Source organism: Campylobacter sp. (assembly GCF_052170435.1).
Taxonomy (GTDB): domain Bacteria; phylum Campylobacterota; class Campylobacteria; order Campylobacterales; family Campylobacteraceae; genus Campylobacter_A.
Genome location: NZ_JBQNAN010000006.1, coordinates 70,526 through 95,224 on the forward strand (window position 1 = coordinate 70,526; position 24,699 = coordinate 95,224).

Here is a 24,699-nt window from a genome sequence, read left to right on the forward strand (position 1 = left end):
TTTTATCAATATTTTCCTAAAAGTCCAATCTCTAAAAGCCGTTTACTCTTGTTTTTGCAGCGCAAACAGGATATACTTTTTTTTATATATTTTATAAAAAGGAAATAACATGAAAAAATACACTGATTTTTTCAAAAATTGTCGGATCTACTTTCGCGGCGAAACTTTTAAAGTTATAGCGTATGATATGCTAGACATACATGAGATAGACCTGCCAAATGACGATCTTGTGTGGAAAAAATCCGACAAAACGTTAGAGCAAATAGACGCAGATGACGCAGGAGAACGCATCTGCTTCACTCAGCCGTCTTATTTTTCAGATCACGGCTACCACTGTTTTGTACAATACTACCTATACGGTGATGAGGACGATGGGGTATTTCGCATCAAGAGCTACGAATTTGTTCATCCGTACGACTCAAAGCGGATAGAAGAGCTGGAAGAAATTGCCAGAAATAGCAAAGGGGTGTATTTAAAATAAATATGAGGCCAAAAATTGTAAGTATTTCAGCAAAATTTTTATAAATAAATATCATCTATGAATTTTCATAGTGCTGAATATGCATATTCAGCACCACTCAATACTTAAAATTTACTAACGCTCATAACCCGTACCGCATTAACTGGATTGACTAGGTATTCGCTCTTATCTAAAAGTATGTTTCCGTTTTTAAATACGAATTTTGTTTCAAGAGACGGCCTTGTTACATAGACGCCTAGAAATATAGTTATTTTAGAAAATTTCATTTTTAACTCCTGGTTTATTTATAAAATAACACTGCCTAAAATACGTTAAAATTTTAGCTAATAACCCCTGACGCAACGCGCTAAACTCGGACGATGGACGCTACTATAAGTGCCACTAGCGTTTCCAAAAAATACGAACCATGCGGTAGACGAATCGTTGGCATTCATTGTCGAGCTCCAATAATAATTAGAACTAACGTTTTTAAAAAAATTATTTGCGGCTGGATCATATTTGCTATCGTCTGTTATGCTTAAAAGCTCTAATCTGCTTGGTAAACGCCAGTCATCATATCCTGCAAATTTTAAATTTTCGCAATAGCGTTTAGCTTCATCTTGTTTGCCTTTAAACACACTTTCCTCATCTTGCCACATTAGTTTGCCTAGCTTTTTTTCTTCACATACTACTACATTTCTTGCATCATCTCTATCGCAAATGGCTTTTAGAGCCTCGGCGTTTAATGCTAAACAAAATATCGCCAAAATAATTAGGATTTTATTCATACTTTTCCTTATCTTAAAAATTATTTATTACAAAATTTAATAGTCTCTAACACATCTTACGGAGGTAGGGGCCGATACGTCAAACCAGTTTCCAGTACCCAAATCAAAATTTACAAAAAATGCCTCACGGGAATTATTTGCGCTTTTTGTGGAAGTCCAATAAGGAGTTGGTTTGGTATTTTTAAAGACTTTATATGTAGCTGGATTATACCTGCTATCATCTGTTATGCTTAAAAGTTCAAATCTTGTTGGTAATCGCCAATCGCTAAACCCAGCAAAATTTAAATTTTGGCAGTGTCTTTTAGTCTCATCCCATGTGCCATTAAATATATTCGTCCCATCCTCCCACATCAACTTATATGTGCTATCTATAACGATACCCTTGCTATCATCTCTCGAAAATTCGCCCGATTTTTTAGACGAGCTTTGATTCGGTAAATTTTCATTAGCACTAGAACTTTTATAGCTCAATACCGTATTGTAGTATTTGATTGCAGAAGCTAGTTGCGGAGCAAATTTATCGTCTAACATTAATCCCCAAGCGACATCAACGGCTAAAATTCCCTTGCTTGTTTTTGTCAAATGGTTTGGGACAACGTCCGAAAGCATAAAAAAAGCTAGGCAATACGGTTTATCCGTTTTCTCTTCTCCGCATTTTTCTAAAAATTCAACAAGCATACTACGGACGACCCTTAAGGCATCTTCGGAGTTTAGTTTATTTTCGTATATTTCACTTCCTAAATCCACCATTTCGCTACTGCGCAATTTAAGATATTCGTATTCGGAATTCAACTGATTATAAGCCATAAGTTCCGATGCCAATGTAAGATCTCTTTCCACTCCTACGCCTAGCATATATTGCTCTCCTAATCTTTGGCATGCTTCATAAAGTCCCTTTTTGCAGTATTTCCATCGAAGGCTAGCTAGCTTCTCATACTCGTCATTTTTCCAAAGCGCATTTGGTTTACTGCTTTCATACTCATCTAAAACCCTTTTATACTCTTCTCCTTTTAATGCAGACGGAAGACCGAGCTTTTCAAATCTGTCCTTGAAGTGGCTTAGTACAAGCTCCTCTTTCGTTATCTCGGCGTTAGATATGCCAAGCGACATTATAAAAAGCGTCAAAAACGCAACTAATTTTTTCATTTTAGTTCCTCTCTTGTAAATCTTCCGCAATTTTTGATATTTTAGACTCAGCCACACCGTTTCGCCCAATATCCGATAAGTATAGTCTAAAAACCATACTTTCCAATTCTTTTTCGCTTAGACCAAGCATATCAGTTGGAACGAGAGTGCTATAAACCAAAGCTATCGCGCACGTATCTTTTACTCCGCGTTTGTTAATGCAGTCTGATGCATAGGCATTAAATTTGCTTTTTATCGTTTCTATTATCCCGTCATCTGAATACTTTGCAAGATCATCTGCTACATACAAATCTAACTCGTAATACACCATCTTTCCTTCCGTTTTAACGTTTCTTATGGCATAGTTTAGATATTTTCTAGCATTGCTTATATCTCTTTTTGTATATAGTCCGACCATAAAATCCTCGCCGTAATCGCCGCAAGCCTCAGGCAAGCCTCTTTTGCAGTAGGATAGTCGCATTTCGCCGATTTTTTTAAAGTTATGATTATCCCAGTCGTCGAGAGGCTCGTTTCGGTATTGCGTAAATACAGTATCATACGCCTTGCCTTTTAGCGGAGTAGGCATATCGTTTAGCATCCTATCCATCTCTCTAGCTCCTTTTCCGAGCGCCGTCATCCAGTTGGCTTGCGCCGCACCCATAAATACAAACAAAAGCGTCAAAGACGCGACTAATTTTTTCATGCTTTCCTCCTAAATTTTATTTATATTCTCTCACGCAGCGCACGAAATTTTGCTTATCTAGCTCGCTCCAATTATCCCCGCCTCGTTTAAAAACCACTATCCACGCACGGTTTTTATCGCCTTCAAATTTATCCCCGCTCCAGTAAGACGCGCCGACTCCGGCTATGTATTTAAACTCTTTTTTTATAGCCGGTTCATATCTGCTTTTATCGGCTATGCTTAAAATTTCAGCCTTATTCGGTAGTCTCCAGCCGGCGTATCCCGCAAAATTTAGATTCTCGCAGTAGTCTTTAGCTTGATCAAAGGTAGCCTCTGCTATCTTTGCGCCGTCTTGCCACATTAGATTTCCAAGCTTTTTATCGGAGCATACGACGACCTCTTTAGCGTCGTCTCTTTGGCACTGCGGAGTTATCTCCGCCGCGTTTAAAAGAGTGCAAAATGCTGCTAGAAAGATAAATTTTTTCATATTTTCTCCTTATTTTAAATTTCTCACGCAGCGCGCGAAGTTATCTGCCGAGTTTATCTTAACCCAGTTGTCAAAGCCACTACCAAACTGCACGACCCAGACTCCGCCGGCATCAAAGCTAGCTCCGGTCGAGCTCCAATACGAGCCGTATTTGTCGCTGCCGTCTTTGCCTACGTGCTTAAACGCCTTGTTTATAGCCGGCTTATATCTGCCGTAGTCGGTTATACTCAAAAGCTCGCTAGCGCTTGGCAATCTCCAGTCCGAGTAACCGCCGTAGTTTAAATTTTCGCAGTAGCTTACGGCGTCCTTATACGAACCTTTAAAAATTTCCGCCGTATCTTGCCACATTAGTCCGTAAATCGCGTCCAAGACGATGCCGGAGTTTACGTCTATGCTAAAACCATCGGTGAATTTATGCTTTTGAGCTAAATTTTGCGAATTTGACTGCGGCGTTACGGGCTGGGCGATGCTTTTGGGTGGGCTTTGTTTTGGTGGGTTTGCGCTAGAGCCTGAAATTTGATCGCTAGGTATCATTTTTCTAATATATTCAAGCACCGAAAAAAACTGCGACGCGGAAATGGGCTGCGATCCAGATTCGTGCTTTTTGACATCCTCTCCCATTTTATCTAAAGCCATATCTACAGCAAGGTATCTTTTGCCGTTTACTTTGTTAGCCGTTAAGTGGTTTGGGACGACATCCGACAATATAAAAAACATCAGACAATACGGCTCGTCTCTTTTTCCGCTATCGCACTCTTTCATCATAAGCCTCCAAATACCAGCCGATAGATTCATGGCCGCATCCGCATCCATATTGTCTTTTTTTAAAGACGATACGAAATTTAACATTTCTTTGCCTCGTAATCGAAGGTAATCGTATTTAGAATTCATTAAATTGTAAGACATTAGCACGATAGCCATGTCGAGATCTCTTTGCACCCCAACGCCTAGCATATACTGCTCGCCTAGCCTTTGGCATGCCTCGTAAAGCCCTTTTTTACAATATCTCTCTCTAATGTTAGCTAGCTTTTCGTATTCGTCATTTCCCCAAAGTTGTCCGACGCCTTCATCCATATATTCGTTAAAAACTCTTTTATACGCCTCGCCCTGTAATGCGGACGGAATACCCAGCTTTTCAAATTTGTCCTTAAAATAGCTCGACGCAATCTCATAATCGGTCGTCTCGGCGTTAGCTACACTGAGCAACGTTATAAAAAGCGTCAAAAACGCGACTAATTTTTTCATTTTGTCTCCTTTATGATATTAAAGCATTCGAAAAAGCTTTAAATTTTGAAAAATCAATTTTTTCTAACGCACCTAACATAAAAATTCTTGGCGAGCACAAACAACTCTTTACCGACGAAATTTACTCCCCCTGCCTTAGAATCATTGTCGAAATACCAGTATATGTCATCTATAGTATAATCAAAAGCCCTGTTTATGGTCGGATATCTCCTATCTTCTTTAATGCTATAAAGTTCCGAATAGGTCGGCAATCTCCAATCGCTAAATCCAGCAAAATTTAAATCTTCGCAGTAGCTTTTTGCCTCATCAATTTTGCCCTTAAAAACGTCTTTTCCGTCTTCCCACATTAGCTCACCTAGCTTTTCATCGCTACAAACCACTACGTTTTTTCTAAAATCCCTATCGCAAACTATTTGAGCATTAAGTAATCCGCAAAGCAATACGGACGTTACTATACATTTTTTCATTTTTTATCCTTTTCTTTGCATTTTGCAACCCTACTAAAAATTTCGTTTATTTTTTACTATTTGTTCAGCAGTAAAGTTATTCATTTTATTCTCCAAAATTTAAAAAGCTCCCGCAAGGGGAGCAAAAAGCTTTTCAAAGCGCCGCCGTTAAATCCGAATTTCTCAAAAAAATTTCAAAAATCAATCCTGCCGGACGCACCGCACGAAGAAGCGATCAGAACCATCGTTCCAGAAGTCACTGCCGTACTCGAAAACCACGATCCACGCATTAGACGAGCCGTCGGCCTTTTTTGTAGAGCTCCAGTAATTTGGAAAGGAGTCTGCTATATATTTAAAAGCCGTATTTAGAGCGGGGCCATGTCTGCTCTTATCCGCTATGCTTAGCAGCTCCACTCTCGTAGGTAGCCTCCAGTCTTTGTATCCGGCTAGGTTTACTAGCTTGCAGTATTCTTGCGCCTGCTCCCACGTTCCTTCAAAATTTTGCTTTTCATCCTGCCACATTAGTCTTCCCAGCTTCTTTTCGCTACATACCACTACGTTTTTATCGTTATCTCGGTAGCACGTTGGGCTTAGCGCTTCTGCATTTAGCAGACCGCATAGCAGCAAAGAAGCGGCTATATATCTTTTCATACTTTTTCCTTTATCTAAATTTTCAAAAATCAATACTGCCGGACGCACCGCACGAAGAAGCGATTAGAAACAACGCCCCAGCCGACACTGCCGTTCTTGAAATCCACGAACCACGCATCAGACGAGCCGTCGGCGCTTTCGGTAGAGCTCCAGTACCAGCGATAGTTTTTCTTGCCTTTATCGTTCGTCTCGTATGCGACGTTTTTAAAGGCTTTGTTTATCGCAGGGTTATACTTAGTATCGTCCGTAATGCTTAAAAGCTCGTTTATCGTAGGCAAACGCCAGTCGTCAAAGCCAGCAAATTTTAAATTTGCGCAGTAGTTTACGGCTTCGGCATAAGTCATTTTATTGTTGTATTTATCGCCCATTGCACTCAAAGGGGAGACGGCGGCTGAACTATCCATAAATTGTTGATCCTGCCACATCAGTCTATAAATATCGTCTTTGACGACTTCTAAGCGGTCGTCTCTACTAAATCCCGCCGTAATCCCAGACCCCTTTTCGCCCGCAACCGAGCCAAACGCCTTTTTCACCGTTCCTATCGGATCAAAGTCAAACGCAAACGCAGAGCCACAACACAGCAAAAGCGTAAGCGCAAAACAAATTTTCTTCATTTTTACCCTTTCTCATTAAAATTTTATTTGTAAAACTGTTTGTATCTGACATAAAAGCCGTAAAGCAGTATCGCCGCGCCGACGGCAGCGACCAGCCAGCCGACCACGTCGAGTTCACCCGTACTTTCTAGCAGATTGTAGGCTTTAAGCCCGTTAAAAACCAACAAAAGCATCCCTATAGATCCGCAAGCATACACCTTAAACGTAGTCATGAGTTTCCTTTTGAGATAAATTTTCAATATGAATAATTATATAGATATTATGCTTATCAGATAATGAAAAAGAGGGAAGTTGAAGCAAAAATTTAAAGCAACGATAAAAAACGAAAAAAGTAAATTTTAGGAAAATATATAGGATAAAAAAGAAGAGTGGATCAAAAATTTAACGGCGGTTGGCGGAGTTTGGGTGGCCTACAAGCCAAATTCTAGTCCGCTCATACGTTTCATATTTTTTAGGGAGGCTTGTTTGTTTTGTTCTAAAATTTCTATGAGTCTTTCAAGCATCGGCGCAGAGGCGTATTCGCATAGCTCGATTATTTTTACTACGGCTTTGCTTTTTTCGCCAGCGTTTTCGCTCTCGCCTTGTTTTTTAATAAAATCTTTTAAAAACTCAGCAGAGTCGTCTAAAAATAGCTCCTGCTCGCTCACTTCAAGAGCCTTTGCCATATACGGTATTAGCTCTGCCTTAATCTCTCTGGTGCCATTTAGGTAGTTATATATCGTAGGTACGGAGGGGATTTCGCCCGTGCTTTTGAGTCTAGGCTCCAGGGCGGTAAAACGCTCTAAAAAGTCCTTTTTCTTTAAACCTTTGCTCTTTATGATCGAATTTATCCTCTCGTAAATTTGCATAATTTATCCTTTGCGGCTAATTTTTGCGATTATACTTCTACGTTTTATGCTTATAAAATAATATTATGCTTATAGAATAAAATATGCTATAATCTCTTATTTTAAAATTTACGAGGAGTAGAAAATGAAAAATACGATTTTGATGAGCTTGGCAGGCAAATTGCCTAGCACGGGCGAGGTCGTCTTGCGCAACAAGCTTGAAGGAGTAAGCGATGAGACTTTAAACAAGATAAGCGCGTCGATACCTATGCTAAATTTAAAAAGTCCGGGCGCAGGGCTTGTGCTTGGGTTGCTTTTTGGAGGGCTTGGCGTAGATAGGTTTTATAAAGGCGATATAGGGCTTGGGTTTATGAAGCTTTTGCTATCATTGACTTTGGGTTTTCTTTTAAATTTGGCGCAGACGCAGCCTAGCGATACGACTTATACGATGTTGGTTCTCTTTACCGTCGTGGCCGTTATTTGGATGTTTGCCGATCTTTTCTTGGTATTTAGCGGTATAAAAAAGGATAATCTAAACAAAATCCTTATGATACTTTAATTAACCTCGCGCTTGCGGACATTTGGATCGCAAGCCTCTTTCCTTAAACTCTAAAATAGTATAATCTACGTAAAATTTCCAAAAATAATCATAGCTTCAAAGGGTAAAAATGGGTAAATTTAAAATCAAATATAAAAACTTAATCTCAAAAGAACAAACAAAAGACAAAGCTAACAATAAAATCGCAACGAGCCGTATTAATCTTTATGCTTTAATTTTATTTGTCAAGGATTTTTACGACTTTTTGTCTCAAGGGCTAGATTACAAAACTCTAAAATGTATGACCTTTTACGAGAGCGATGATATACAAGCCGAGATAGAGAAAAATGAAAAACTAATAACCTTATGCGAAAGATGTTCTAAAAAACCGCAAAAATATATCATAAACGAACGATATATTAGGGAAAATATCGCGCAATACGACCATGAAGCACACTCTAAAACCATAAAAAATAATCTAAAAGAACTATATAGAAATGACACGCTACTAGGCATTATCAACAAGACGGAAGGTAGCCAAAGCAGGAACGACAGAAATACTTATATCTTGCCTCCAATCCAATCGCTAGAAAGACATTGTAAAAATATTAAAGCTTCTAATGTGTGCAATAAAACCAAATACAAACGTTTTAAAGATACGGCCTCTATCGCCATTATGTCTTTAAGGGGATTTGAGAGCATGCCTAAAAAAGAAATAGGACTAAAACAAGCGCTCGAACAAAAAGCCCGGGAAACAGCTGAAAAACTATATCCTGGTATCGGCGGTATGACTATAAATCTTGCAGTCGCCCAAACAGATCCGAAATACAAAGAAATTTGGCATAGTATTGAGTATATCTCGAAGTACGACGACTCTACCGTAGCGCTAATCGCTTACGAAAAGGGCGTTACGCTTATAGACTATGAAAACCGCCCGCTAATGCTAACGGATGTCGGATTTGAGATTTTTGAGCTTTCGCTATTTAGCGGCGAATGGATAAGTTTTAGATGTGAAGATTGTCTAATCATACTTTCTCCAAAATACGTCGGGGGCGATTTTTCGCAGCTAGCCCAGCAAATTTATAAAATCTTGGACGAAAAAAGTAGGTATAAGGCAAGCGATTTTAGCAAAATTTTAAAAGGCTATACGGACGATAAATTTGATACGTCCGCTTTAATAAAATACCTTGAAAATAGCGATACTTTGCTTTCCGAAAAATTTAAAGATGAGCTAGATAAATTTAGCCGAAGTAAGCTTTTTGAGAGCTTTAACGAATTTGAAAATTTGCCGCAAAACGAGTGGATAAAGCCTGGCATTAAGCTCGATCTAAATCTGCTATATAAAACTACTTCGCCTTGGCTGGATAAAAATATGGCGCTTGAGGACGTTTGTTTGGCGTGGTATGAGCAAAAAACCGGGTTTTGTGCGAAGGAATTTATCAAAAAATATAAAAGGCAAGACTACAAGCCCGTAATCGTCAAATTTGATCGTTCTAAGGATATAGAGCTTTAAATTTTCGGTCCAATATGCAATCGGTTTTGATAGCGGTAAGCTAAAAATACTCAAATTTTATCCGGTCTCATCTATAAAATTTTAAAATACTAGCCAAAAACCATAGTTTGACTCGTTTTTGCGGGCATTTTATAGGTGGAAAATTCTCTTACTCCTTTTTTGACATAATTCCATCATAATTTATGCGCATAAAAATAAATCAAAAAGGTAAAAAATGGCTACAAAAGATTTAGAACAAACTATGGTGGATATTAGGGCTAGCTTGCTAACCGATAGAAATCTCTTTTTATACGGCGAAATAAACTCTAATACTTGCTTACATATGCAAGAGCAGTTGTTGTTTCTAAACGGTGAGGACGAGAGTAAAGAGATAACTATGTATATAAACGGTCCAGGAGGCGTCATAAGCGACGGCCTTGGGCTAATCGATATAATAAAGAGCATAAAAGCTCCCGTAAATACGGTCTGCGTCGGTCTTGCCGCCTCGATGTCGGCGCTTATATTTATAAACGGCGACAGGAGATATATGCTGCCAAATTCCCAGCTTATGTTGCATCAGCCCCTAGGCGGAGCGTTCGGTCAGGCTAGCGATATAGAGCTTTTGTCCGCGCAAATTTTGAAAACAAAAGCTAACATTCATCAAATAATTGCAAACAGTAGCGCTCTTGACGTTAAAAAAATAGAAAAGCTAACTGACAGAGACTGCTATATAGATGCAAATACGGCCTTAAAATATAAACTAGCAGACGAGATTTTGATCTCAGATAAAATAAAAAACATAAAAGCAAAAGGATAAAAAATGTCAAAATTTTCAATAATCAACCAAAATACGCAAAATAAAATCGTTGCTCAAGCAACCCAAGCCGTAAGCCTTGAAAAAAATTTCACGCACGCTATGATAACCGGCGAAACCGGAAGCGGCAAGACGACGGCTGCAATTTTGCCTTTACTTGAAGACAGAATAAAAGAAGGACACGGAATTATATTTTTTGATTACAAAGGCACGGAGCATTTAAAGCTAAAATATCTAGCTCAAAAGCACGGCAGATTAGGAGACGTCGTGATGATGAACGTGCCTTGGGGCATAAAAATAAATATAGTAAAAGAGGCGAGCGATAAAATTTTAGAGGAGTTTTTATTTGAGAAATTCGGCGGAAACGATAAAGAGAAATTTTGGGCCCATATGGCGACCAATGTCTCGGTTAAGTGCCTGGGACTACTTAAAAAAATATACGCGCTTGATGAAAGTAAGGCATTTTCGCGTATTTTTAAAGGACCGATAAAAGATATAAATCCTAGTTTTAGAAGTATGGCCGACAAGACTAAAACCTTAGACGATCTAAAAAAATTCTACGACGAGCTTAAAAAATACGAGCAAAGAATTTGCGATCATGAAAAACTCGCCCGTCAAATGGTAGATAATTTCGGTAAAGATAAGTTTGACATAATTTTACGAAAGGACATACGCAAGTTACTAGACGCGCAAAAATCTGTCAAAAGCTTTTTAGACGATTTTAAACAATACGGCGAAAAAAGAGACGATAACGAACAAAAGCAAAGACTATACGGTAATTACGAATTTATGCTGTCGGCAATTTACGACGTTTTAGACAACGACCTACTAAATAAAGACGAAGGAAGCGTAAGCGGTTTGTCGGGCAGCGGCAAGATAGTCGTCATAAACGCCAATGCCATGCAAAATAGCGTATTGTCGCTTATAACTAGTAGCGCGATTTTAAATTTAAGTAAACGCACGAATAGACAAACTCCCGTTAGCGTATTTATCGACGAAGCTCAAAGGGTAATAAACTGCGCCGCCGATCTTGGAGCGGACGTTATAAGAGAGGCGAGGGTCGAGCTCATCCTTGCCTTTCAAAACGAAAGCATACTAAAAAGTACGCTTAAAAGCGATGAAAGATTTAAGGAACTAGCGGGAAATTTAACCAATCAATTTTTCTTCCGTAACTCTCAGCCTCAATACGCAAATGGAAAGTATTGCGATTTTAGCAAGCTTGGAGACTTTGAGTATTCAAAAAACGGACGAATTTTTAAAGGGGAGCCCTTGTTTTTAAACGAGCTTGATACGCTAAAAGCCGAGCTAGAATACCAAAGCATAAACCGCATAGGAGAAAGGTTTGCGGGCGAGGAGCTAGACGATGATGAAATTTTGATATACGACGAGGGGCTATTTAAAGCTGAAAATAAATTTATCCGCAAAAAGATAGGCGGCGGGGGCGAGAGTTTATGCGATGGCGAGCTAAGCGACGAGGAGGAACAAATTTTTCAAAAGATGGCGAAAATCGCATCAAACACTGTCACTGTGACAAAAATAGCAGCTACCGATTCCTATCGTAAGCGTACAGAAATAGAGTTGTAAAATGGGCAAATTTAACTTTTTCTCGGAACTACCGAATATGCAATTTTCTCCGTCGATACCGTTTAAAGACATTAAAGAGATCGAAAGCGGGCTTAGCGAATATATGAAGCTATGTCAAAAGGCTCCCGACGAGGCATTTGAGAACGGTCAAAAGCTAGCTCTTTACTTAGACGATACTAGTAGGAAAAGAATAGCTCTGATGGGAAAAATGACGGTTACAGCGGTTAATGCGATATTTTTCTTAAACGTAACTAAAAAAGATGCGGATATACTGCTTTACGACAAAAAAAGAAGAGATCTTGCAAATTTCGCATTCGGTAGTATTTTTGGCGCAATACTTACGGCGATTTGGTCGCTTTTTTGATACTCAACATTATGCGAGCGCGGCGAAATCATATCGCCCGCTCGTTTAGATAAAATTAACGAATTAACAAAACATTAGTCTCAAAATTTCTTTTAGCTCTTTTTGCGCATCTTTGTTTAATTCGCCCGCTTTTGAGACGAACCTATCCGTGCTAACGCATCTTATTTGATCGCATAAAATTTTAGCGTCTTTATCCAGCAGCTCAAATTCTACCCTATAAGGCGCGCTAAAGCCTTTACTAGTTATGGGCGCTATCAGTCTAGTTTGCAAATAATCAAGTTGTGGCGGCGAAATAATAACGCAAGGTCTAGTCTTTTTTATCTCTGCGCCCACTGTGGGATCTAAATTTATAAACCAAATTTCGTATCTAGTCATTACCACCGCCACTCTTTATCGTTTAAATCAATACCCTCAAAAGCTTCTTGCTTTTCTTTTCTTGCCGCTTTTCTAAGTTCCGGCGTATCCCAGCCGCTTATGTCGTTTGGTTTTATTGGTCTTAAAAATATGCCGTCTTGTAGAATTTCAAGCGAGATGGTTTTTAACTCAAACTGCTCGACTATCTTTTTTGGTATCCTTATGCCCCAAGAGTTGCCTATCTGGATTAAATTTGCAGTCATTTTTATATCCTTTCTAAGTAATTATATAGTAATTATTCTAAAATCGGATTAAAAAAACTGTTTTTTAAATCTAGCCTCTCGCTAGCTGCGAAATTTGATAAATTTCATAATACTACTTACTCGGTCTTATTTTTAAATTTCTTAAAATACGGCTTTATCTTTTCTGTTAGATACGGCTCGACTACGTCGTAATCAAAAGTAAAATACGCGCCGTATTGCGAGTGAGATACTAAAGCCCCGTCTACGGCCAGATATTGTATCATTAGCTTATCGTTAGCTATCCAGATGTCTTTTTCATCGGGATCTATTTTTTTAGCATATTTTGCATTTTCGTAATTTTTCGGGTCATCGTTCGCTAGCTTTTTAAGAAGCTCTATAAGACCTTGTTCGTCGGCTAAAAAATCCTTAGCCGTAAATAACTTGCCGCCGATATAGGTTTCGTATTTATGGTAAGCCCAGTCGTTACCGCAGCCTTTATAGAAATCGGCATACGACATAACTACCATATCTTTATAAACGTAGTAGATATCCCTAGCGTTACTATAGCCCCAAGAAGAACAGTAATCGACGTCCTCTTGTTTAAAATACTCCTCCGCTAATTTTACGTATTTTTTAAAATCTTGAACCTTCGGGTATTGCGCTTTTAGCTCGGAGTATATAAAGGCGCCTCCGTCTTTGCGATATTCTTCGTCTTCTTTATAACCGGGCTCTTTCGAGTCGCGCAGGTACTCGTAGTAACTAGGTGTTCTGTGTTGCCAAAGAGCTACGCCGTAAATCGGCGCGCTAAAAATTTCATCTAAAACGATACCGTATTTTTTGCCGTTATTTTCTCTAACCTTTACGCCTATTTTTTTATCGCTTAATTGCCAAATCGTATATTCGTTTTTAGTATCGCTATATTCATCTTGGCATTCAAAGTATCCTATATCTGCTTGCTTGCACCTTATCTTTTCGTTCCCTTCAAGCAGGCTCCAAGAGTGCTCGCCTATCTTTCCGCCGTCAGCTTGCTCAAAGTCTATGATACTAGGCTTGCTGTCAAAATAAGTAAGGACTACGGTTAAATTCGAATCGTCTTTTGAAAATACCTTTTGAACGCCTTGCTTTGGTTTTTGACCTTTGACTTTGCCGTATTTACCGGGGCAATGCGCTTCCTGCTTATCGGCCTTGCATAAGGCTAGTACTTCCGGATCGACGTCTCTTGCTTGAATAGCCGCAAAACAAAGAGATAAGGTCAATGCTATCTTTTTCATTTACATCCTTTTTGGTTTGATTTTTTTCTTTTAAAATGATATCACAAATCAGCTTACGAATGCTATATGAATTAAAATATTAATAAGAATACTTTACGTATAATAAAGCGTAATTAAATTTGAAGGATTTTAATGGGAACTACAACTAAGACTTGCCAGTATTGCGGCGGAAGCGGCTTTATTAGAACAAACGTGTATTGCCGCGAGTGCGGAGGATCCGGTAAATTAACTTATTATGACGCGCAAATCGGCAAGGAGGCCAAAAAAGCGGCAAATGGTTTTTTAGACGGTATTTTTATGTTACTTGAAAAACCGCTTGCATTTTTGACACCCGGGCTTATCATTTATGCTATCGCTAAAAACTATTTTGAGTTGTCGCTAGGGTACTTAACAGGAACATTTATAGTCGGTGCGTATCTTCACGCATATATTCTATTTAGTTCTAATTTTGCGGAATTCGGGAAGATACATAAAGGTTTCATAGTAGCTTCTCTTGCGTTGTTTAGCTTATTAATGACGGATTTTACGAAAATTCAAGAGGTCGATATGACGATACCTTGCACTATAGGCTTTTTCGTCGTAAATTTCGTTAGCTTCTACAAATGGTATTTTAGAGTTCTTTTCGCAATGGCGCTTGTGGTTTGTGCGTTGTTGTTATTATATGCAGGGGCAAGAGGCTTATTTTCATAAGAGGTTTACGACCGGATTTGATAGTCCGATCGTAAATTTTAAGATTTTATTTAAAAGTAAAAGTTCCGACGTTGGTTGGAATTTTTACTTCCAAAATTTGATCGCAATTAGAAAAAGTTACCTTCGCGCTCTCTCCATAATCCAGTTTCGATATGCTTGTGTCAGGACTATCGCTTGGAGAAGCTATTTTCTTATTTGGACCGACGACAATGCCGTATTTGTTTTGTACCGGACCAAGAGTACTGAATACGTCCATGAGAAATTTTGACGTATCCATAGGCTTGCATCTTCCCTTATTGGCTACTATTTTTGCATGGTCTATCGTAATTATACCGTCATATAGCGATGTTATCTCTATGCTTGGATATTTATCGGAAGTTTGAAATTTAACGCGTAGCGGCACATCTTTCGCAGACAGTACTCCTGCCAGAAAAACAAAAACTAAAAACAACTTTTTCATAAATTCTCCTTAATAAAATAGATTTGTAAACCCTAATTCGCCGCTCTTACGCAACGAACGGTATTATTTTTCGAGACTTTATCCCAGTGCGCGTTGCCGTTATCAAACGAGACGCTCCACGCTACCGAAAAACTATCCGCCCTAACGGTCGCAGACCAATATTTACTATTTTTTGTATCGAAATTTTTAAATGCCCCGTTTAATGCGCGGTTTTTATCGTCGTAGTCGATTATACTCATTAGCTCCGTTCTAGCTGGGAGCTTCCAGTCGATAAATCCCGCAAGATTTAAATTTTCACAGTAGTCTTTGGCTTGTTGCCAGCCTATCAAAGGCGTATTTGGCGTATCTTGCCACATTAAAACGCCCGGTATTTCTTTTTTGCACGTTACGATATCGGTTGAGTCATCTCTGCCGCAATTTTTATGTTTGCTTTTTGATGTGCTCGTATCTTGCAAATGCGCTTGTTTTTTAACGGCGCTATTTTGAGCGCAACCGCCGATAAAAAACATAGCCGTCAGGCAAGCTAAAAATAATTTTCTTTTCATCCTAATTCTCCCGCTATTTGATATTTCTTACGCATCGCACGGAATTTTCGGACGTCATATCGCCCCAATACGTTCCGCCGTCTTGGAAATTTACGTACCAAGCGCTGGACGAATTTTTTGAATTCATCGTAGCCGACCAATACCAAGTATTATTTTTACTAAAATATCTAAACGCGTTATTTAGGGCCGGATTAAATTTGTCGTCGTCTATTATATTTGATAGCTCGGATATGCTAGGCAACCTCCAATCCGAAAATCCGCCGTGCTGTAAGTCATCGCAATATTTTTTAGCATTCCCCCAGGCAGTAGGCGCTACAGTCGCTTCGCTATCTTGCCACATGAGATTAGCTTGCGGATCTACGACTACGCCCAAGTTATCGTCTCTTATAAATTCGTCTTGATAAGATTCAAAAGCCTGATTTACGCCCTCTCGTTTTGTTTTAGCCTCCCAAAGCTCTCTTTGCCTTTTTTCTTCGGCGATTCTTAATTCTTCAAGCCTTTGAGCCTCGGCTCGTCTAATCTCCTCTAATCTTCTTTCTTCGGCCGCCCTTATTTCTCTTTGTCTTCTCGCCTCTGCCTCCCTAGCCTCGGCTTCTTCTTTGGCTTTTTGCCCTTTTTTGGTAATGTACAGCTTATTCGCATCGACTATTACGCTAGCAGACGCATCATGCCCGACATATACATCCTCATCTCCGCAAACCTCGTAGTACCCGTTATCGTCATATGGATAGCAAACTCTGATGTTGTGAGCACCTGCGGAAACTATGACGTGAGAATCGCTTCTTGACGTACTAGCCTTCGGATTGCCGTCCACAAATATGATCCCTCCCTTTTTCGGCACCATAGTCAAGGCAGCAGCGGTAATACTTTGCGTATTGTCGGGGACTCCAAACAATAAGCTACCTAAGTTATTAAGTACGGCCATACTAAGATCTACTCCCATAGTTTTTTTAAGAGCATCTTCGTCAAATGCTATTTTTGGATCCAAATACGTCCTTGCCGTTATGGAAATTTGCGATTTAGCATGTAAAAAACAAGGGACAATAACGCAAACGGCCAAAATAATAAATTTCCTCATACTATATTCCTTTGAAAATTTAATTCACGCTACTCTGAATATATTATGCTATCGGCCGGCAGCTTGATATTTTGAGCTTGTTTAATCTTATCAAGCATTGAAGGGTCGGCTTTTAACATCATTCGTAAAAATTTCTCATTAGATTCAGCATCATTGTTTTTAGTCATAAAATCTATACTCATTTTTGCAAAATTACTTCTTGGGATATATGTAACTTTTAGTTCATCTGGAGACCAATTTATATTTTTCGCACTGCCCCTATCGCTTTTAGGCCTCCATACGCTAGTAAGCTTAGATAGTACGCTATGAACCATTTTATCGGCAAATGGTTCTGTAAACCCTACCGTTTCATATCCGGGCGCAAAAGAGTACTCCTTGCCTATAAATTCTGTATCATTGCTACCTTTACCGTAAAAACCTATCACTCTAACGTGCGGTCTGGATGGATCCCTTTGGTCTTTATCGGTCATTTTTCTTAGTATAGTCAATGGAGCGGTTATTAGTTCTCCTACTTTAAGAGCGGCGTCGGATATAGCGTTAATTTTTAGCGTGAATGCCACATCGACTATCATTGCCTCCTCTTTTAGCTCTGCTAAGCAGTATGGAGTCTCGTTCCCTTTAAAAGTGTATTGTTGATCATCGTAAGAGCTAGCCTTGATAACACCTTCGGTTTGACATCTAATTTCTTTAACTTTATAGTAGTTTTTCTTTATATTTTCTGGAATTTCCGGAAATATCAGTTTGTTTTGACCTATATCTCTTATCGTGCTACCGCTACTAGAAGCAGCGCATCCTGCAAAGAAAATAGCCGAAGCGATAACCAAAAAATGTAAAATTTTCATTTTTGAAGCCTTTCTGATTTAATTTGAATAATTATACCATTTATTTATTCATATAGCATAATAAAGACTTTAAAAATATGGTCTCATTACGGCTGTATAGAAATTTGAGTTTCTCCTTTTAAAAATTTGCCGCTAGGCTCTACATCCAAAGTTTTATTTTCGTCTATTTGGTTTCCTGTCAGTAGTTTTTGTAAATCGTCTATTTGTTTAGATTTTATTTTAACTTCTTGGTTTAAGTCTGCGATCTGACTATTTTTGCTTCTACAAATTTGCTTTAACTCCTGTAGATCTTGCTTCAGGAACAGCACGATATCTTTTATATCGGTAGATAAAGAGCACTCTTGAAACTCAAGCTCATCTTCAAGCAAGGTAGGATTTCTTTCAAATTTTTCCTGCAAAAGTATTTGATTTTCTTCAGCTATTTCTTTAACGGTCATAAAAACATCGATCAAATTAGTATAATCTTTTGCTAAATTTTGATAAATTTGAGAGCGCATGACAATATCTTCTAGCGCGCTACCGGGCTGAGTATTTTTTATAGAATTTGTAATGGTTGCAAAATGTCTGCCGGGTAAATGAGTGGTATACTTTTTTGCGGGTCCTCCAAGATCTTTTGCGTAGTCCTTTCCACGCGGCATATTGCAAATTTGAGCCATCTTTGTTTGCATGGCTTTCATATCGCGAATTTTTAGCTTCCGTCTAATGCTTTTGCAGTTTTCATCTAAATTTAGCAAAATTATATGAGCATGATAGTTTATTTTGCCGTTTTCAACGTCTTCACCCTCGTCTTTATGTATAGCAAGAAGCAAAATTTTAAAGCCGTAGCTTTTCTTTAACCACTTGCCGCACTTTTTTATCTGATCCATCGTCACGTTTTTATCGATACTTAAAACAAGTTCTTGAAGCAAAGATTGTTTAGCTTGAAATTTTTTAGGAGCTTTTCCATATCGTAACACATAAGCGTCTTGTATTTGCTTTATCTCATTTTGAAAAATTTCTATGGCCTGATCGGAACTCGAAATGCTTAGTTCGTTATTTTTGGTATAGTTTTTGTCCACATAAACAGGAATCATGTCGCCATCCCTAATATCATGATAAAACGCCGCCAAGGTGACTTTTTGCATGTTTGCGCTAAATGTTCTCATTATTTTTCTCCTTAAAAAGTGGCGCCATACGGCGCTCACATTAATTAACCTTGCTTGGCTTTGGTTTGGCCGGGTTTAATTCCTCAGTAACTTCTGCCTGTATGCGTTTTACGAGGCTATCGTCTATACCGAGCTGTTTTGCTTTCAACACGTATCTATGATAGTCTGCATAGGCCTTTGTAAGGCGCCAAATTAGCTTTGCCCTAGCATTGCTTTCTTGGAATGTAGTCATTTTTGACCTCCTTATTTTAATTAAATTTGAGCAATTTTTTATTGCTCTTACAAATAATTATACTAATTGCTTTTCGGATTTCTCGATTTTGTGCAAAAATGCTAAATTTTTATTTTATATTTGGATATAAGCACGTAAAATAGGGCTTTGCGTAATGATATTTTTATATGGCTCATACTAAAATTTCAATAAAAATCAAGGGTTTCCAATGAAAATCCTTCACGTAAACGAAAATTTCACAAATGAGAGCCTATAAACACAGTAAAAAGCATATTTATTAAATTTTTTAAGGCGAGCAAGATGCCAACCTTTGACAGTATGGTCATTTATTAAATTTGAGTACTCATGCTACTCTTAATAATTATACTAATCACTTTTCGGATTTCTTGATTTTTGAATTTTTATGCATTATAGTCGGTAAATTTTTTATATCTTTATACTTAAATATATCCGATATATTATCAAATACCCTTATGACATCCTCTTGCCTATCTAAATCGCTATTTTTTGCATATATATCAAATTCAGGCAAGAGCACATGGCCCATTACTTTATCAACTAGTATCGTATTTTCTGATTTTTTAAATATTTTTTTACGATTGTTTTCATGTCCTAAATAAGCACCTATATTTGGTATACTAGCGCTCAGACCTTTTTCTTTATCGTATGAGTTAAGAATATAAGCATAAAGACCCCTAAAACGATGATCGCTAACTCTTTTATCGGGAGCAACTTTATCTATAGATCGATTTACTTTTCTTTCAAAAGATTTTTTATCTTGGTATCTTTTTTGAATTTTTTCAATCCACTTATAATCACAAAGATCGTGTATACTACTGTGTGCAACAAGTACTCTTTGTGTACTTATGCCACCTTTGCCTTTTGCTGTATCTACAACTATACAAATTTTATTATCTATTGTCACAAAACTATGCTTTGTGAGTCTATAAAATTCTTCCATTCTAACTCCAGTATGAAGCTTAAATCTAAAATAATCAAGTATTTCACGTTCAATGTTGTATTCGCCTGAAAATATCTTTTTAACCTGGTCTATTGTGAAATTTATCTTTCTACCCTTTTTGTCCACAGGATACCTACTCAAGCGTTCTTTTGAGAAATAGTTAGTTTTTATAACTTCAGTATTTACAAGGAATCGAAAGAAAAATGACAAAAAACCTATTATATTATTTGATCTATCCTCACTTGTTTCCTCTTTTATTTTTTCTTGGAATTCTCTTGCTAGATCATAATCTATATACGTTAAATCCACGCATTTATCATCCAAAAACTCTTGCAGTCTTTTTGCGGCTAACTTATATTCTGCTATTGTATTTTTAGAATATTTAAGCTTTGAACCTTCTTGTTTTAAGTACTCAAGTACCAATTCATTAAGATTTAGACTATTGGAATCAGACGATTTTTTATTAGTTGACACATGTGATTTTATTGTTTGAAATACTTTATCTGGAACAAAATAACCATTCACCAAGTATCCGCCCTTTACTTTTTCAATCTCCTTTATGCTCTTGTCAAATTTTTCGTACTGAGCTATAAGCTTTTCCATATGTTTTGGCTCAATATCATCTAGTTCTCCTGTATTTTTACGAAGCTCAATACCTTCTATTTTTGCGTACATTGCTATTGCTTTGTTAATTAATGTATCTGGCAACACATCGCTATAAATACTTATAATTGATCCTGCAATGTTTAACCATCGATGCTGCGTCTTTTTTTTGGTAGTTCGAGCTATTTGTTTGTAGCAATATTTTAAATCTTCCTCAATGTTTGCATTGTTAAGTCTATTATAACTCTTAATAACCTCTCTATTGAGGTCTTTATATTCTTTTACATCAAGCAAATTTTGAATATATTCATCCATTCATAATCCTTTTTAAATTTTTAGATATATTTTAACATATCTGCTTTCTAAAATAAAGATAAATTGCTATTTAGGATTTGATAGCTCACCAAAAATATCAAGTCCACCCAATGCTTTCATTTTTGCCTTTAGCGAAATACCTTTTGCATAAACATCAGTAGCTAAATCCGTTGCATGTCCAAGCAGAACCGATGTTATATCAGTAAAGCCATTTTCAAGAGCATAGTCCTTGACTGCCTTTGCGAAATTTGCTCTTAATCTATGAAAATTTACATTTGAGTTTGGCAAAATTTTATGTATATGCTTATTAAGCCTCTTACTAAAATAATCGCAGTTGTTTCTACCTTGTTTGATATCTTCTAGCCATTTTAAATCGGCTAGAAGTTCTATGTTTTTATGTATTGGCAGTTCTCTATATTTGATTGCTCCACATTTTTGTTTCATAGTCTGCACTTTTACAAACTTGATTCCATCTTGTTCGCTTACATTGCCTGAATCCAAACTCCAAATCTCGCTAAGCCTTAATCCAGTATGTAAGGCAAATAGCATATAGTTTCTCAATTCACTTTTATCAGTACTCAATATTTTCCTTAACTCATCATGCGTAAAGTTATCTCTTGGCGATTTATCTTCTCGTGAAATCTTAAAAGGTGTCAAAAGTTTAAATGGATTTTCTTGCACCATTTTAATTTTCAAAGCATAATCAAACAATCTAGTCGCGTAACATGTGTAGTTATTTATAGTTTTTTTATTTAAATTTTTATCATTTATCAAATGAAGTTGAAATTTTTCACACTCTTGATATGTGATTTTATCTGACTCTAAATTTTTAAAAAATTCATCTAACATTTTACCTGTTTTTATATAGTAACCTTTGGTTTTATTACTTGATTTTGACTTTTCGCATTCTGTTTTAACATACTGATTAGCTATTTGACTAAATGATAATTCTATTTTTGGTTGTTTTATATTTTCTTTTTCTGTGCAACATATTTTCGTATTATATACACCATAAAACTCACCCACCACTCTTTGAAATATGCCTTTATACTCAGCGGTACTTAGATATGCTTTGTTTTCTTGTATGGTAATTTTTTTGTTCACACTATCAGCTAATCTATTTTTTATAAGAGATTTAAAGTTTGTCGAAAGCTTTGAGTTAACTGTCCTACTGTTTAGCTTTTTAAGAGCTGCTCTATCAGCTTCATATTTTATTTTATTGGCAATTATCATTGCTTGATACTCATCATTTGTAAATAAGCAATATTTTACAGTTAGTCGTTTTTGGTCTTTTAAAGCTATGTCGTAGTAGTAAAAATTTGGTCTATTTTTGAGTTTAGTTATTAGCTTAGAGCTCATACATAGATCCTTTTGAAGCAAAGGCTGTATGTAACAAGACTACCAAATCTATGTAACAACTCAAAATTGTCCTAAATTTCAGACAATTTTTAAAATGCAATACCTTAAAAAAATAACGTATTTTAGGGGATTTTATATTTAAAAACGCCATATTCTGGCGGACAGAGAGGGATTTGAACCCTCGAGCCCCGGTTAGAAGCTGCACCCTTAGCAGGGGTGTGGTTTCGGCCACTCACCCATCTGTCCACAAAAAAGAAACCGCATTATAATTAAATACCGCTGATATCTTGCTTAAATTTGCGTTTTCGCGCCTGGTGCTCTTGTGCGGAAAGATAATCGAGTAAATTTTGATCAAATTTAAACGGCTCGTCGCGGATTAAATTTGCAAATTTAATCCTTCCAAAGCCACCATTTTAGCTTGGCTTTGTCTGGGTGCAACGTATTTGCATAGTAGCAAACCATGCGGTAAACGTAGAGGATGCACCTGTCGCTGCCGCGCCCGAGCGCCTTTGTGCGTTCAAACATTTCGTGCGGATCCGCGCCCTTTAACGAAGCGATATCCTCGTAGCCGAGCGCCATCAGATCCGCCTCTGTCGCCTCGCCGACATAGGGGATTTTCTTAAAATCGCTCAAATTTACCCCAAATTTCTTTTAAGCTCCGCCGAACTCGCCGCTTTGGATGAAATTTTAAATTTCATTCCTGCGCTACGAAGCTTGCTAAATTTTATCTCGCTGCTGCGTCCGGTCGCCGCCCGAGCCGCCTTTGTGCGCATTTTGATTAAAATTTCTCTCACACCGGAGCACTGCTTAAAATGATTTCGCGCCAAATTTCACGCAAGTGCGGGCGTTAAATTTGATCCAAAATCCGCTCGCAAATTTCGCACGGGTTTTGTGCCTGATATATCGGCCGACCTACCACGATAAAATCAGCCTCCGCCTCGCGCGCGACGCCCAGATCCGCCACTCGCTTTTGATCCGCTGCGCTCTCACCAAACGGCCTCACGCCCGGGCAGAGCGTGATAAAATTTTTGCTCGTAGCGTCCTTTATCAGGCGACTCTCGTAAGCAGAACAGACCATGCCGTCGAGCCCCGCTTCGTAGCTCATCACGCCAAATTTTCGCACGGCGTCGTCCAAATTTTGCTCGTAAACCGCGCTAAATTCCGCCCGATCAAAGCTCGTTAGCGCAGAGACCGCAAGCACCAGCGGACGCGAAGCTAGCCTATCTAGTCGCTCCATCACCGTCGCCATCGCGCGCTTGCCGCTGCTTGCGTGTACGTTTATCATATCGACGCCAAGCTTTGCAATCTCCTCGGCGGCATCGGCCATCGTGTTTGGGATATCATAAAGCTTTAGATCGAGGAAAATTTTAAAATTTCCGAGCTTTTTTAGCTCCTCAATAAATCCCGCTCCGTCGCGCAAATAGGCTCGCAGGCCCACTTTTAGCCAAATTTTATCCGAAAAGTCCGCAAGCCCCTCCGCTAGCCGCAAACACTGCTGTTTCGAGCCTAGATCAAGCGCGACGCAGAGCTTCACAGATCAGCCTTTAGCGCGTCTAGCACGCCGTTTATAAATTTCGGTGCCGAGTCGCCGCCCAGCTCCTTGCCGAGCTCGATGCCCTCGTTTATGATGACGGCCTTATCGGTCGGGGTAAATTTCATCTCGTACGCCCCCAGTCGCAGCACGGCGCGCTCGATGCTGCCGATCTCGTTTATCTTCCACTCTTTTAGGCGCGCGTTTAGTAGCGCGTCAAGCCCCTCTGCATGCTCCAAAATGCCGTGAAAAAGCGACAGCGCGAGGCTTCGCTGATCGTTTCGGATCTTTTTTTCTTCTAAAAATTCCTCGACGAACTCCTCGCTGCAGCTACCCATTTCGCGTGCGTAGAGCAGCGAAACGACGGCCTGCCTAACCTGATGACGAGTCGCCATTTCACGCCTCCAAATTTTTATACAAGCTTAGCATCTCGATCACACCCGTCATCGCCTCAAAGCCCTTGTTTCCGGCCTTTGAGCCCGCTCGCTCGATGGCTTGCTCGATGCTATCTACCGTTAGCACGCCAAAGGTCACCGGTTTGCCGTATTTTAGCGTGACGTTTGCAATACCCTTGGTGGTCTCGGCGCTCACGTAGTCAAAGTGAGGCGTAGAGCCGCGGATCACCGCTCCCACGCAGCAAACGGCGTCAAATTTACCGCTGGCTAGCGCCTTTTCAAGCGCCATCGGTATCTCAAACGCGCCCGGCACCAAGATGAGGCTCAAATTCGCCTCATCCCCGCCGTGACGCAAAAACGCATCCCTCGCGCCCTCGACCAGTCTATCGGTGATGATGTGGTTAAATCTCGCGCCCACTATGGCGACCTTCTCGCCGCCTTTTAAAGCCAGATTTCCTTCGATTATTTTCATGATTTCTCCTTTTAAATTATCTTTAACATTACCGCGCTTAGCGTTATTAGCGATAGATAAAACGCCTTTTGCGCGCTCATTTTTTCT

At 38.7% G+C, this 24,699-nt stretch carries 34 protein-coding genes and 1 tRNA gene; 7 read left to right on the forward strand and 28 right to left on the reverse strand.

Going from position 1 to position 24,699, the window contains the following annotated elements:
- Positions 1-187: 187 nt before the first annotated feature.
- Complete coding sequence (locus tag ACTTJF_RS04040; RefSeq protein ID WP_297967000.1) at positions 188-481, forward strand: hypothetical protein; 294 nt, start codon at positions 188-190, stop codon at positions 479-481.
- Positions 482-585: 104 nt separating this feature from the next.
- Here ACTTJF_RS04040 and ACTTJF_RS04045 read toward each other — a convergent pair whose 3' ends face one another.
- The 11 genes from ACTTJF_RS04045 to ACTTJF_RS04095 all read right to left on the reverse strand — a co-directional run bounded on the left by ACTTJF_RS04045 (position 586) and on the right by ACTTJF_RS04095 (position 7,346).
- Positions 586-747 carry a hypothetical protein gene (locus ACTTJF_RS04045; protein ID WP_297966998.1) on the reverse strand — a complete coding sequence of 54 codons (162 nt, stop codon included), beginning with the start codon at positions 745-747 and terminating at the stop codon, positions 586-588.
- 57 nt (positions 748-804) lie between these two features.
- Entirely contained in the window at positions 805-1,248 is a 444-nt protein-coding gene (locus ACTTJF_RS04050; RefSeq protein ID WP_442550872.1) for a DUF1566 domain-containing protein, read from the reverse strand.
- A 36-nt stretch (positions 1,249-1,284) separates the two neighbouring features.
- On the reverse strand, positions 1,285-2,394 hold the full coding sequence (locus ACTTJF_RS04055; RefSeq protein ID WP_442550873.1) for a DUF1566 domain-containing protein: 1,110 nt from the start codon (positions 2,392-2,394) through the stop codon (positions 1,285-1,287).
- 1 nt (position 2,395) lies between these two features.
- The gene (locus ACTTJF_RS04060; RefSeq protein ID WP_297966990.1) at positions 2,396-3,076 is read right to left on the reverse strand and encodes a hypothetical protein; all 681 of its coding nucleotides are present in this window, start codon (positions 3,074-3,076) and stop codon (positions 2,396-2,398) included.
- A gap of 16 nt (positions 3,077-3,092) precedes the next feature.
- Complete coding sequence (locus tag ACTTJF_RS04065) at positions 3,093-3,542, reverse strand: DUF1566 domain-containing protein (RefSeq protein WP_442550874.1); 450 nt, start codon at positions 3,540-3,542, stop codon at positions 3,093-3,095.
- Positions 3,543-3,551: 9 nt separating this feature from the next.
- Complete coding sequence (locus ACTTJF_RS04070) at positions 3,552-4,787, reverse strand: DUF1566 domain-containing protein (protein ID WP_442550875.1); 1,236 nt, start codon at positions 4,785-4,787, stop codon at positions 3,552-3,554.
- 53 nt (positions 4,788-4,840) lie between these two features.
- Entirely contained in the window at positions 4,841-5,254 is a 414-nt protein-coding gene (locus tag ACTTJF_RS04075) for an Lcl C-terminal domain-containing protein (protein ID WP_297966981.1), read from the reverse strand.
- A 180-nt stretch (positions 5,255-5,434) separates the two neighbouring features.
- Complete coding sequence (locus ACTTJF_RS04080) at positions 5,435-5,884, reverse strand: DUF1566 domain-containing protein (protein ID WP_442550876.1); 450 nt, start codon at positions 5,882-5,884, stop codon at positions 5,435-5,437.
- A gap of 29 nt (positions 5,885-5,913) precedes the next feature.
- Entirely contained in the window at positions 5,914-6,498 is a 585-nt protein-coding gene (locus ACTTJF_RS04085; protein ID WP_442550877.1) for a DUF1566 domain-containing protein, read from the reverse strand.
- 23 nt (positions 6,499-6,521) lie between these two features.
- Positions 6,522-6,710 (reverse strand): hypothetical protein, encoded by a 189-nt coding sequence (locus ACTTJF_RS04090; RefSeq protein WP_442550878.1) that lies wholly within the window; start codon positions 6,708-6,710, stop codon positions 6,522-6,524.
- 198 nt (positions 6,711-6,908) lie between these two features.
- Positions 6,909-7,346, reverse strand: coding sequence for a hypothetical protein (locus ACTTJF_RS04095; RefSeq protein WP_442550879.1), 438 nt, complete (start codon positions 7,344-7,346; stop codon positions 6,909-6,911).
- 124 nt (positions 7,347-7,470) lie between these two features.
- On the opposite strand from ACTTJF_RS04095, the gene ACTTJF_RS04100 reads away from it, so the two are divergent.
- From ACTTJF_RS04100 to ACTTJF_RS04120, 5 genes are all read left to right on the forward strand, one after another.
- The gene (locus tag ACTTJF_RS04100) at positions 7,471-7,884 is read left to right on the forward strand and encodes an NINE protein (RefSeq protein WP_442550880.1); all 414 of its coding nucleotides are present in this window, start codon (positions 7,471-7,473) and stop codon (positions 7,882-7,884) included.
- 109 nt (positions 7,885-7,993) lie between these two features.
- Positions 7,994-9,376: a hypothetical protein gene (locus ACTTJF_RS04105; RefSeq protein ID WP_442550881.1), complete on the forward strand. Its 1,383-nt coding sequence runs from the start codon at positions 7,994-7,996 to the stop codon at positions 9,374-9,376.
- Positions 9,377-9,590: 214 nt separating this feature from the next.
- Positions 9,591-10,172 carry an ATP-dependent Clp protease proteolytic subunit gene (locus tag ACTTJF_RS04110; RefSeq protein ID WP_442550882.1) on the forward strand — a complete coding sequence of 194 codons (582 nt, stop codon included), beginning with the start codon at positions 9,591-9,593 and terminating at the stop codon, positions 10,170-10,172.
- Positions 10,173-10,175: 3 nt separating this feature from the next.
- Positions 10,176-11,753 carry a type IV secretion system DNA-binding domain-containing protein gene (locus ACTTJF_RS04115; protein ID WP_442550883.1) on the forward strand — a complete coding sequence of 526 codons (1,578 nt, stop codon included), beginning with the start codon at positions 10,176-10,178 and terminating at the stop codon, positions 11,751-11,753.
- 37 nt (positions 11,754-11,790) lie between these two features.
- Positions 11,791-12,117 carry a hypothetical protein gene (locus tag ACTTJF_RS04120; RefSeq protein ID WP_442550884.1) on the forward strand — a complete coding sequence of 109 codons (327 nt, stop codon included), beginning with the start codon at positions 11,791-11,793 and terminating at the stop codon, positions 12,115-12,117.
- A 63-nt stretch (positions 12,118-12,180) separates the two neighbouring features.
- Here ACTTJF_RS04120 and ACTTJF_RS04125 read toward each other — a convergent pair whose 3' ends face one another.
- From ACTTJF_RS04125 to ACTTJF_RS04135, 3 genes are all read right to left on the reverse strand, one after another.
- Entirely contained in the window at positions 12,181-12,492 is a 312-nt protein-coding gene (locus ACTTJF_RS04125) for a type II toxin-antitoxin system PemK/MazF family toxin (RefSeq protein ID WP_442550894.1), read from the reverse strand.
- The gene (locus tag ACTTJF_RS04130) at positions 12,492-12,734 is read right to left on the reverse strand and encodes an AbrB/MazE/SpoVT family DNA-binding domain-containing protein (RefSeq protein WP_442550885.1); all 243 of its coding nucleotides are present in this window, start codon (positions 12,732-12,734) and stop codon (positions 12,492-12,494) included. Before ACTTJF_RS04130 ends, ACTTJF_RS04125 begins: the two co-directional genes overlap by 1 nt.
- Positions 12,735-12,850: 116 nt before the next feature.
- Complete coding sequence (locus ACTTJF_RS04135) at positions 12,851-13,984, reverse strand: hypothetical protein (RefSeq protein WP_442550886.1); 1,134 nt, start codon at positions 13,982-13,984, stop codon at positions 12,851-12,853.
- A gap of 132 nt (positions 13,985-14,116) precedes the next feature.
- Between ACTTJF_RS04135 and ACTTJF_RS04140 the strand changes: the two genes are divergently transcribed.
- Positions 14,117-14,674: a hypothetical protein gene (locus ACTTJF_RS04140; protein ID WP_442550887.1), complete on the forward strand. Its 558-nt coding sequence runs from the start codon at positions 14,117-14,119 to the stop codon at positions 14,672-14,674.
- 46 nt (positions 14,675-14,720) lie between these two features.
- On the opposite strand, the gene ACTTJF_RS04145 is transcribed toward ACTTJF_RS04140, so the two are convergent.
- The 14 genes from ACTTJF_RS04145 to ribH all read right to left on the reverse strand — a co-directional run bounded on the left by ACTTJF_RS04145 (position 14,721) and on the right by ribH (position 24,612).
- Positions 14,721-15,134 (reverse strand): hypothetical protein, encoded by a 414-nt coding sequence (locus ACTTJF_RS04145; RefSeq protein ID WP_297966944.1) that lies wholly within the window; start codon positions 15,132-15,134, stop codon positions 14,721-14,723.
- Positions 15,135-15,166: 32 nt separating this feature from the next.
- Complete coding sequence (locus ACTTJF_RS04150) at positions 15,167-15,679, reverse strand: DUF1566 domain-containing protein (protein ID WP_442550888.1); 513 nt, start codon at positions 15,677-15,679, stop codon at positions 15,167-15,169.
- A gap of 13 nt (positions 15,680-15,692) precedes the next feature.
- Entirely contained in the window at positions 15,693-16,493 is an 801-nt protein-coding gene (locus ACTTJF_RS04155; protein WP_442550889.1) for a DUF1566 domain-containing protein, read from the reverse strand.
- 293 nt (positions 16,494-16,786) lie between these two features.
- The gene (locus ACTTJF_RS04160; RefSeq protein WP_442550890.1) at positions 16,787-17,599 is read right to left on the reverse strand and encodes a hypothetical protein; all 813 of its coding nucleotides are present in this window, start codon (positions 17,597-17,599) and stop codon (positions 16,787-16,789) included.
- A gap of 86 nt (positions 17,600-17,685) precedes the next feature.
- Positions 17,686-18,744, reverse strand: coding sequence for a hypothetical protein (locus ACTTJF_RS04165; RefSeq protein WP_297966932.1), 1,059 nt, complete (start codon positions 18,742-18,744; stop codon positions 17,686-17,688).
- Positions 18,745-18,784: 40 nt separating this feature from the next.
- Positions 18,785-18,976, reverse strand: coding sequence for a hypothetical protein (locus ACTTJF_RS04170; RefSeq protein ID WP_297966928.1), 192 nt, complete (start codon positions 18,974-18,976; stop codon positions 18,785-18,787).
- A gap of 370 nt (positions 18,977-19,346) precedes the next feature.
- A complete protein-coding gene (locus ACTTJF_RS04175) occupies positions 19,347-20,855 on the reverse strand; it encodes a hypothetical protein (RefSeq protein WP_297966925.1) in 1,509 nt (502 codons plus the stop codon).
- A gap of 66 nt (positions 20,856-20,921) precedes the next feature.
- Positions 20,922-22,214, reverse strand: coding sequence for a tyrosine-type recombinase/integrase (locus tag ACTTJF_RS04180; protein ID WP_297966923.1), 1,293 nt, complete (start codon positions 22,212-22,214; stop codon positions 20,922-20,924).
- Between the two features lie 155 nt (positions 22,215-22,369).
- Positions 22,370-22,460, reverse strand: a tRNA-Ser gene (locus ACTTJF_RS04185).
- Positions 22,461-22,604: 144 nt separating this feature from the next.
- Positions 22,605-22,847 carry a helix-hairpin-helix domain-containing protein gene (locus ACTTJF_RS04190; protein WP_442550891.1) on the reverse strand — a complete coding sequence of 81 codons (243 nt, stop codon included), beginning with the start codon at positions 22,845-22,847 and terminating at the stop codon, positions 22,605-22,607.
- A gap of 2 nt (positions 22,848-22,849) precedes the next feature.
- A complete protein-coding gene (locus tag ACTTJF_RS04195; protein ID WP_442550892.1) occupies positions 22,850-23,008 on the reverse strand; it encodes a hypothetical protein in 159 nt (52 codons plus the stop codon).
- Between the two features lie 53 nt (positions 23,009-23,061).
- Positions 23,062-23,748, reverse strand: coding sequence for an orotidine-5'-phosphate decarboxylase (gene pyrF / locus ACTTJF_RS04200; RefSeq protein WP_442550893.1), 687 nt, complete (start codon positions 23,746-23,748; stop codon positions 23,062-23,064).
- On the reverse strand, positions 23,745-24,140 hold the full coding sequence (gene nusB / locus ACTTJF_RS04205) for a transcription antitermination factor NusB (RefSeq protein ID WP_002952859.1): 396 nt from the start codon (positions 24,138-24,140) through the stop codon (positions 23,745-23,747). The genes pyrF and nusB overlap by 4 nt, the downstream gene beginning before the upstream one ends.
- 1 nt (position 24,141) lies before the next feature.
- Positions 24,142-24,612, reverse strand: a complete 471-nt coding sequence (gene ribH / locus ACTTJF_RS04210) for a 6,7-dimethyl-8-ribityllumazine synthase (protein ID WP_021090940.1) — start codon at positions 24,610-24,612, stop codon at positions 24,142-24,144.
- Positions 24,613-24,699 lie beyond the last annotated feature (87 nt).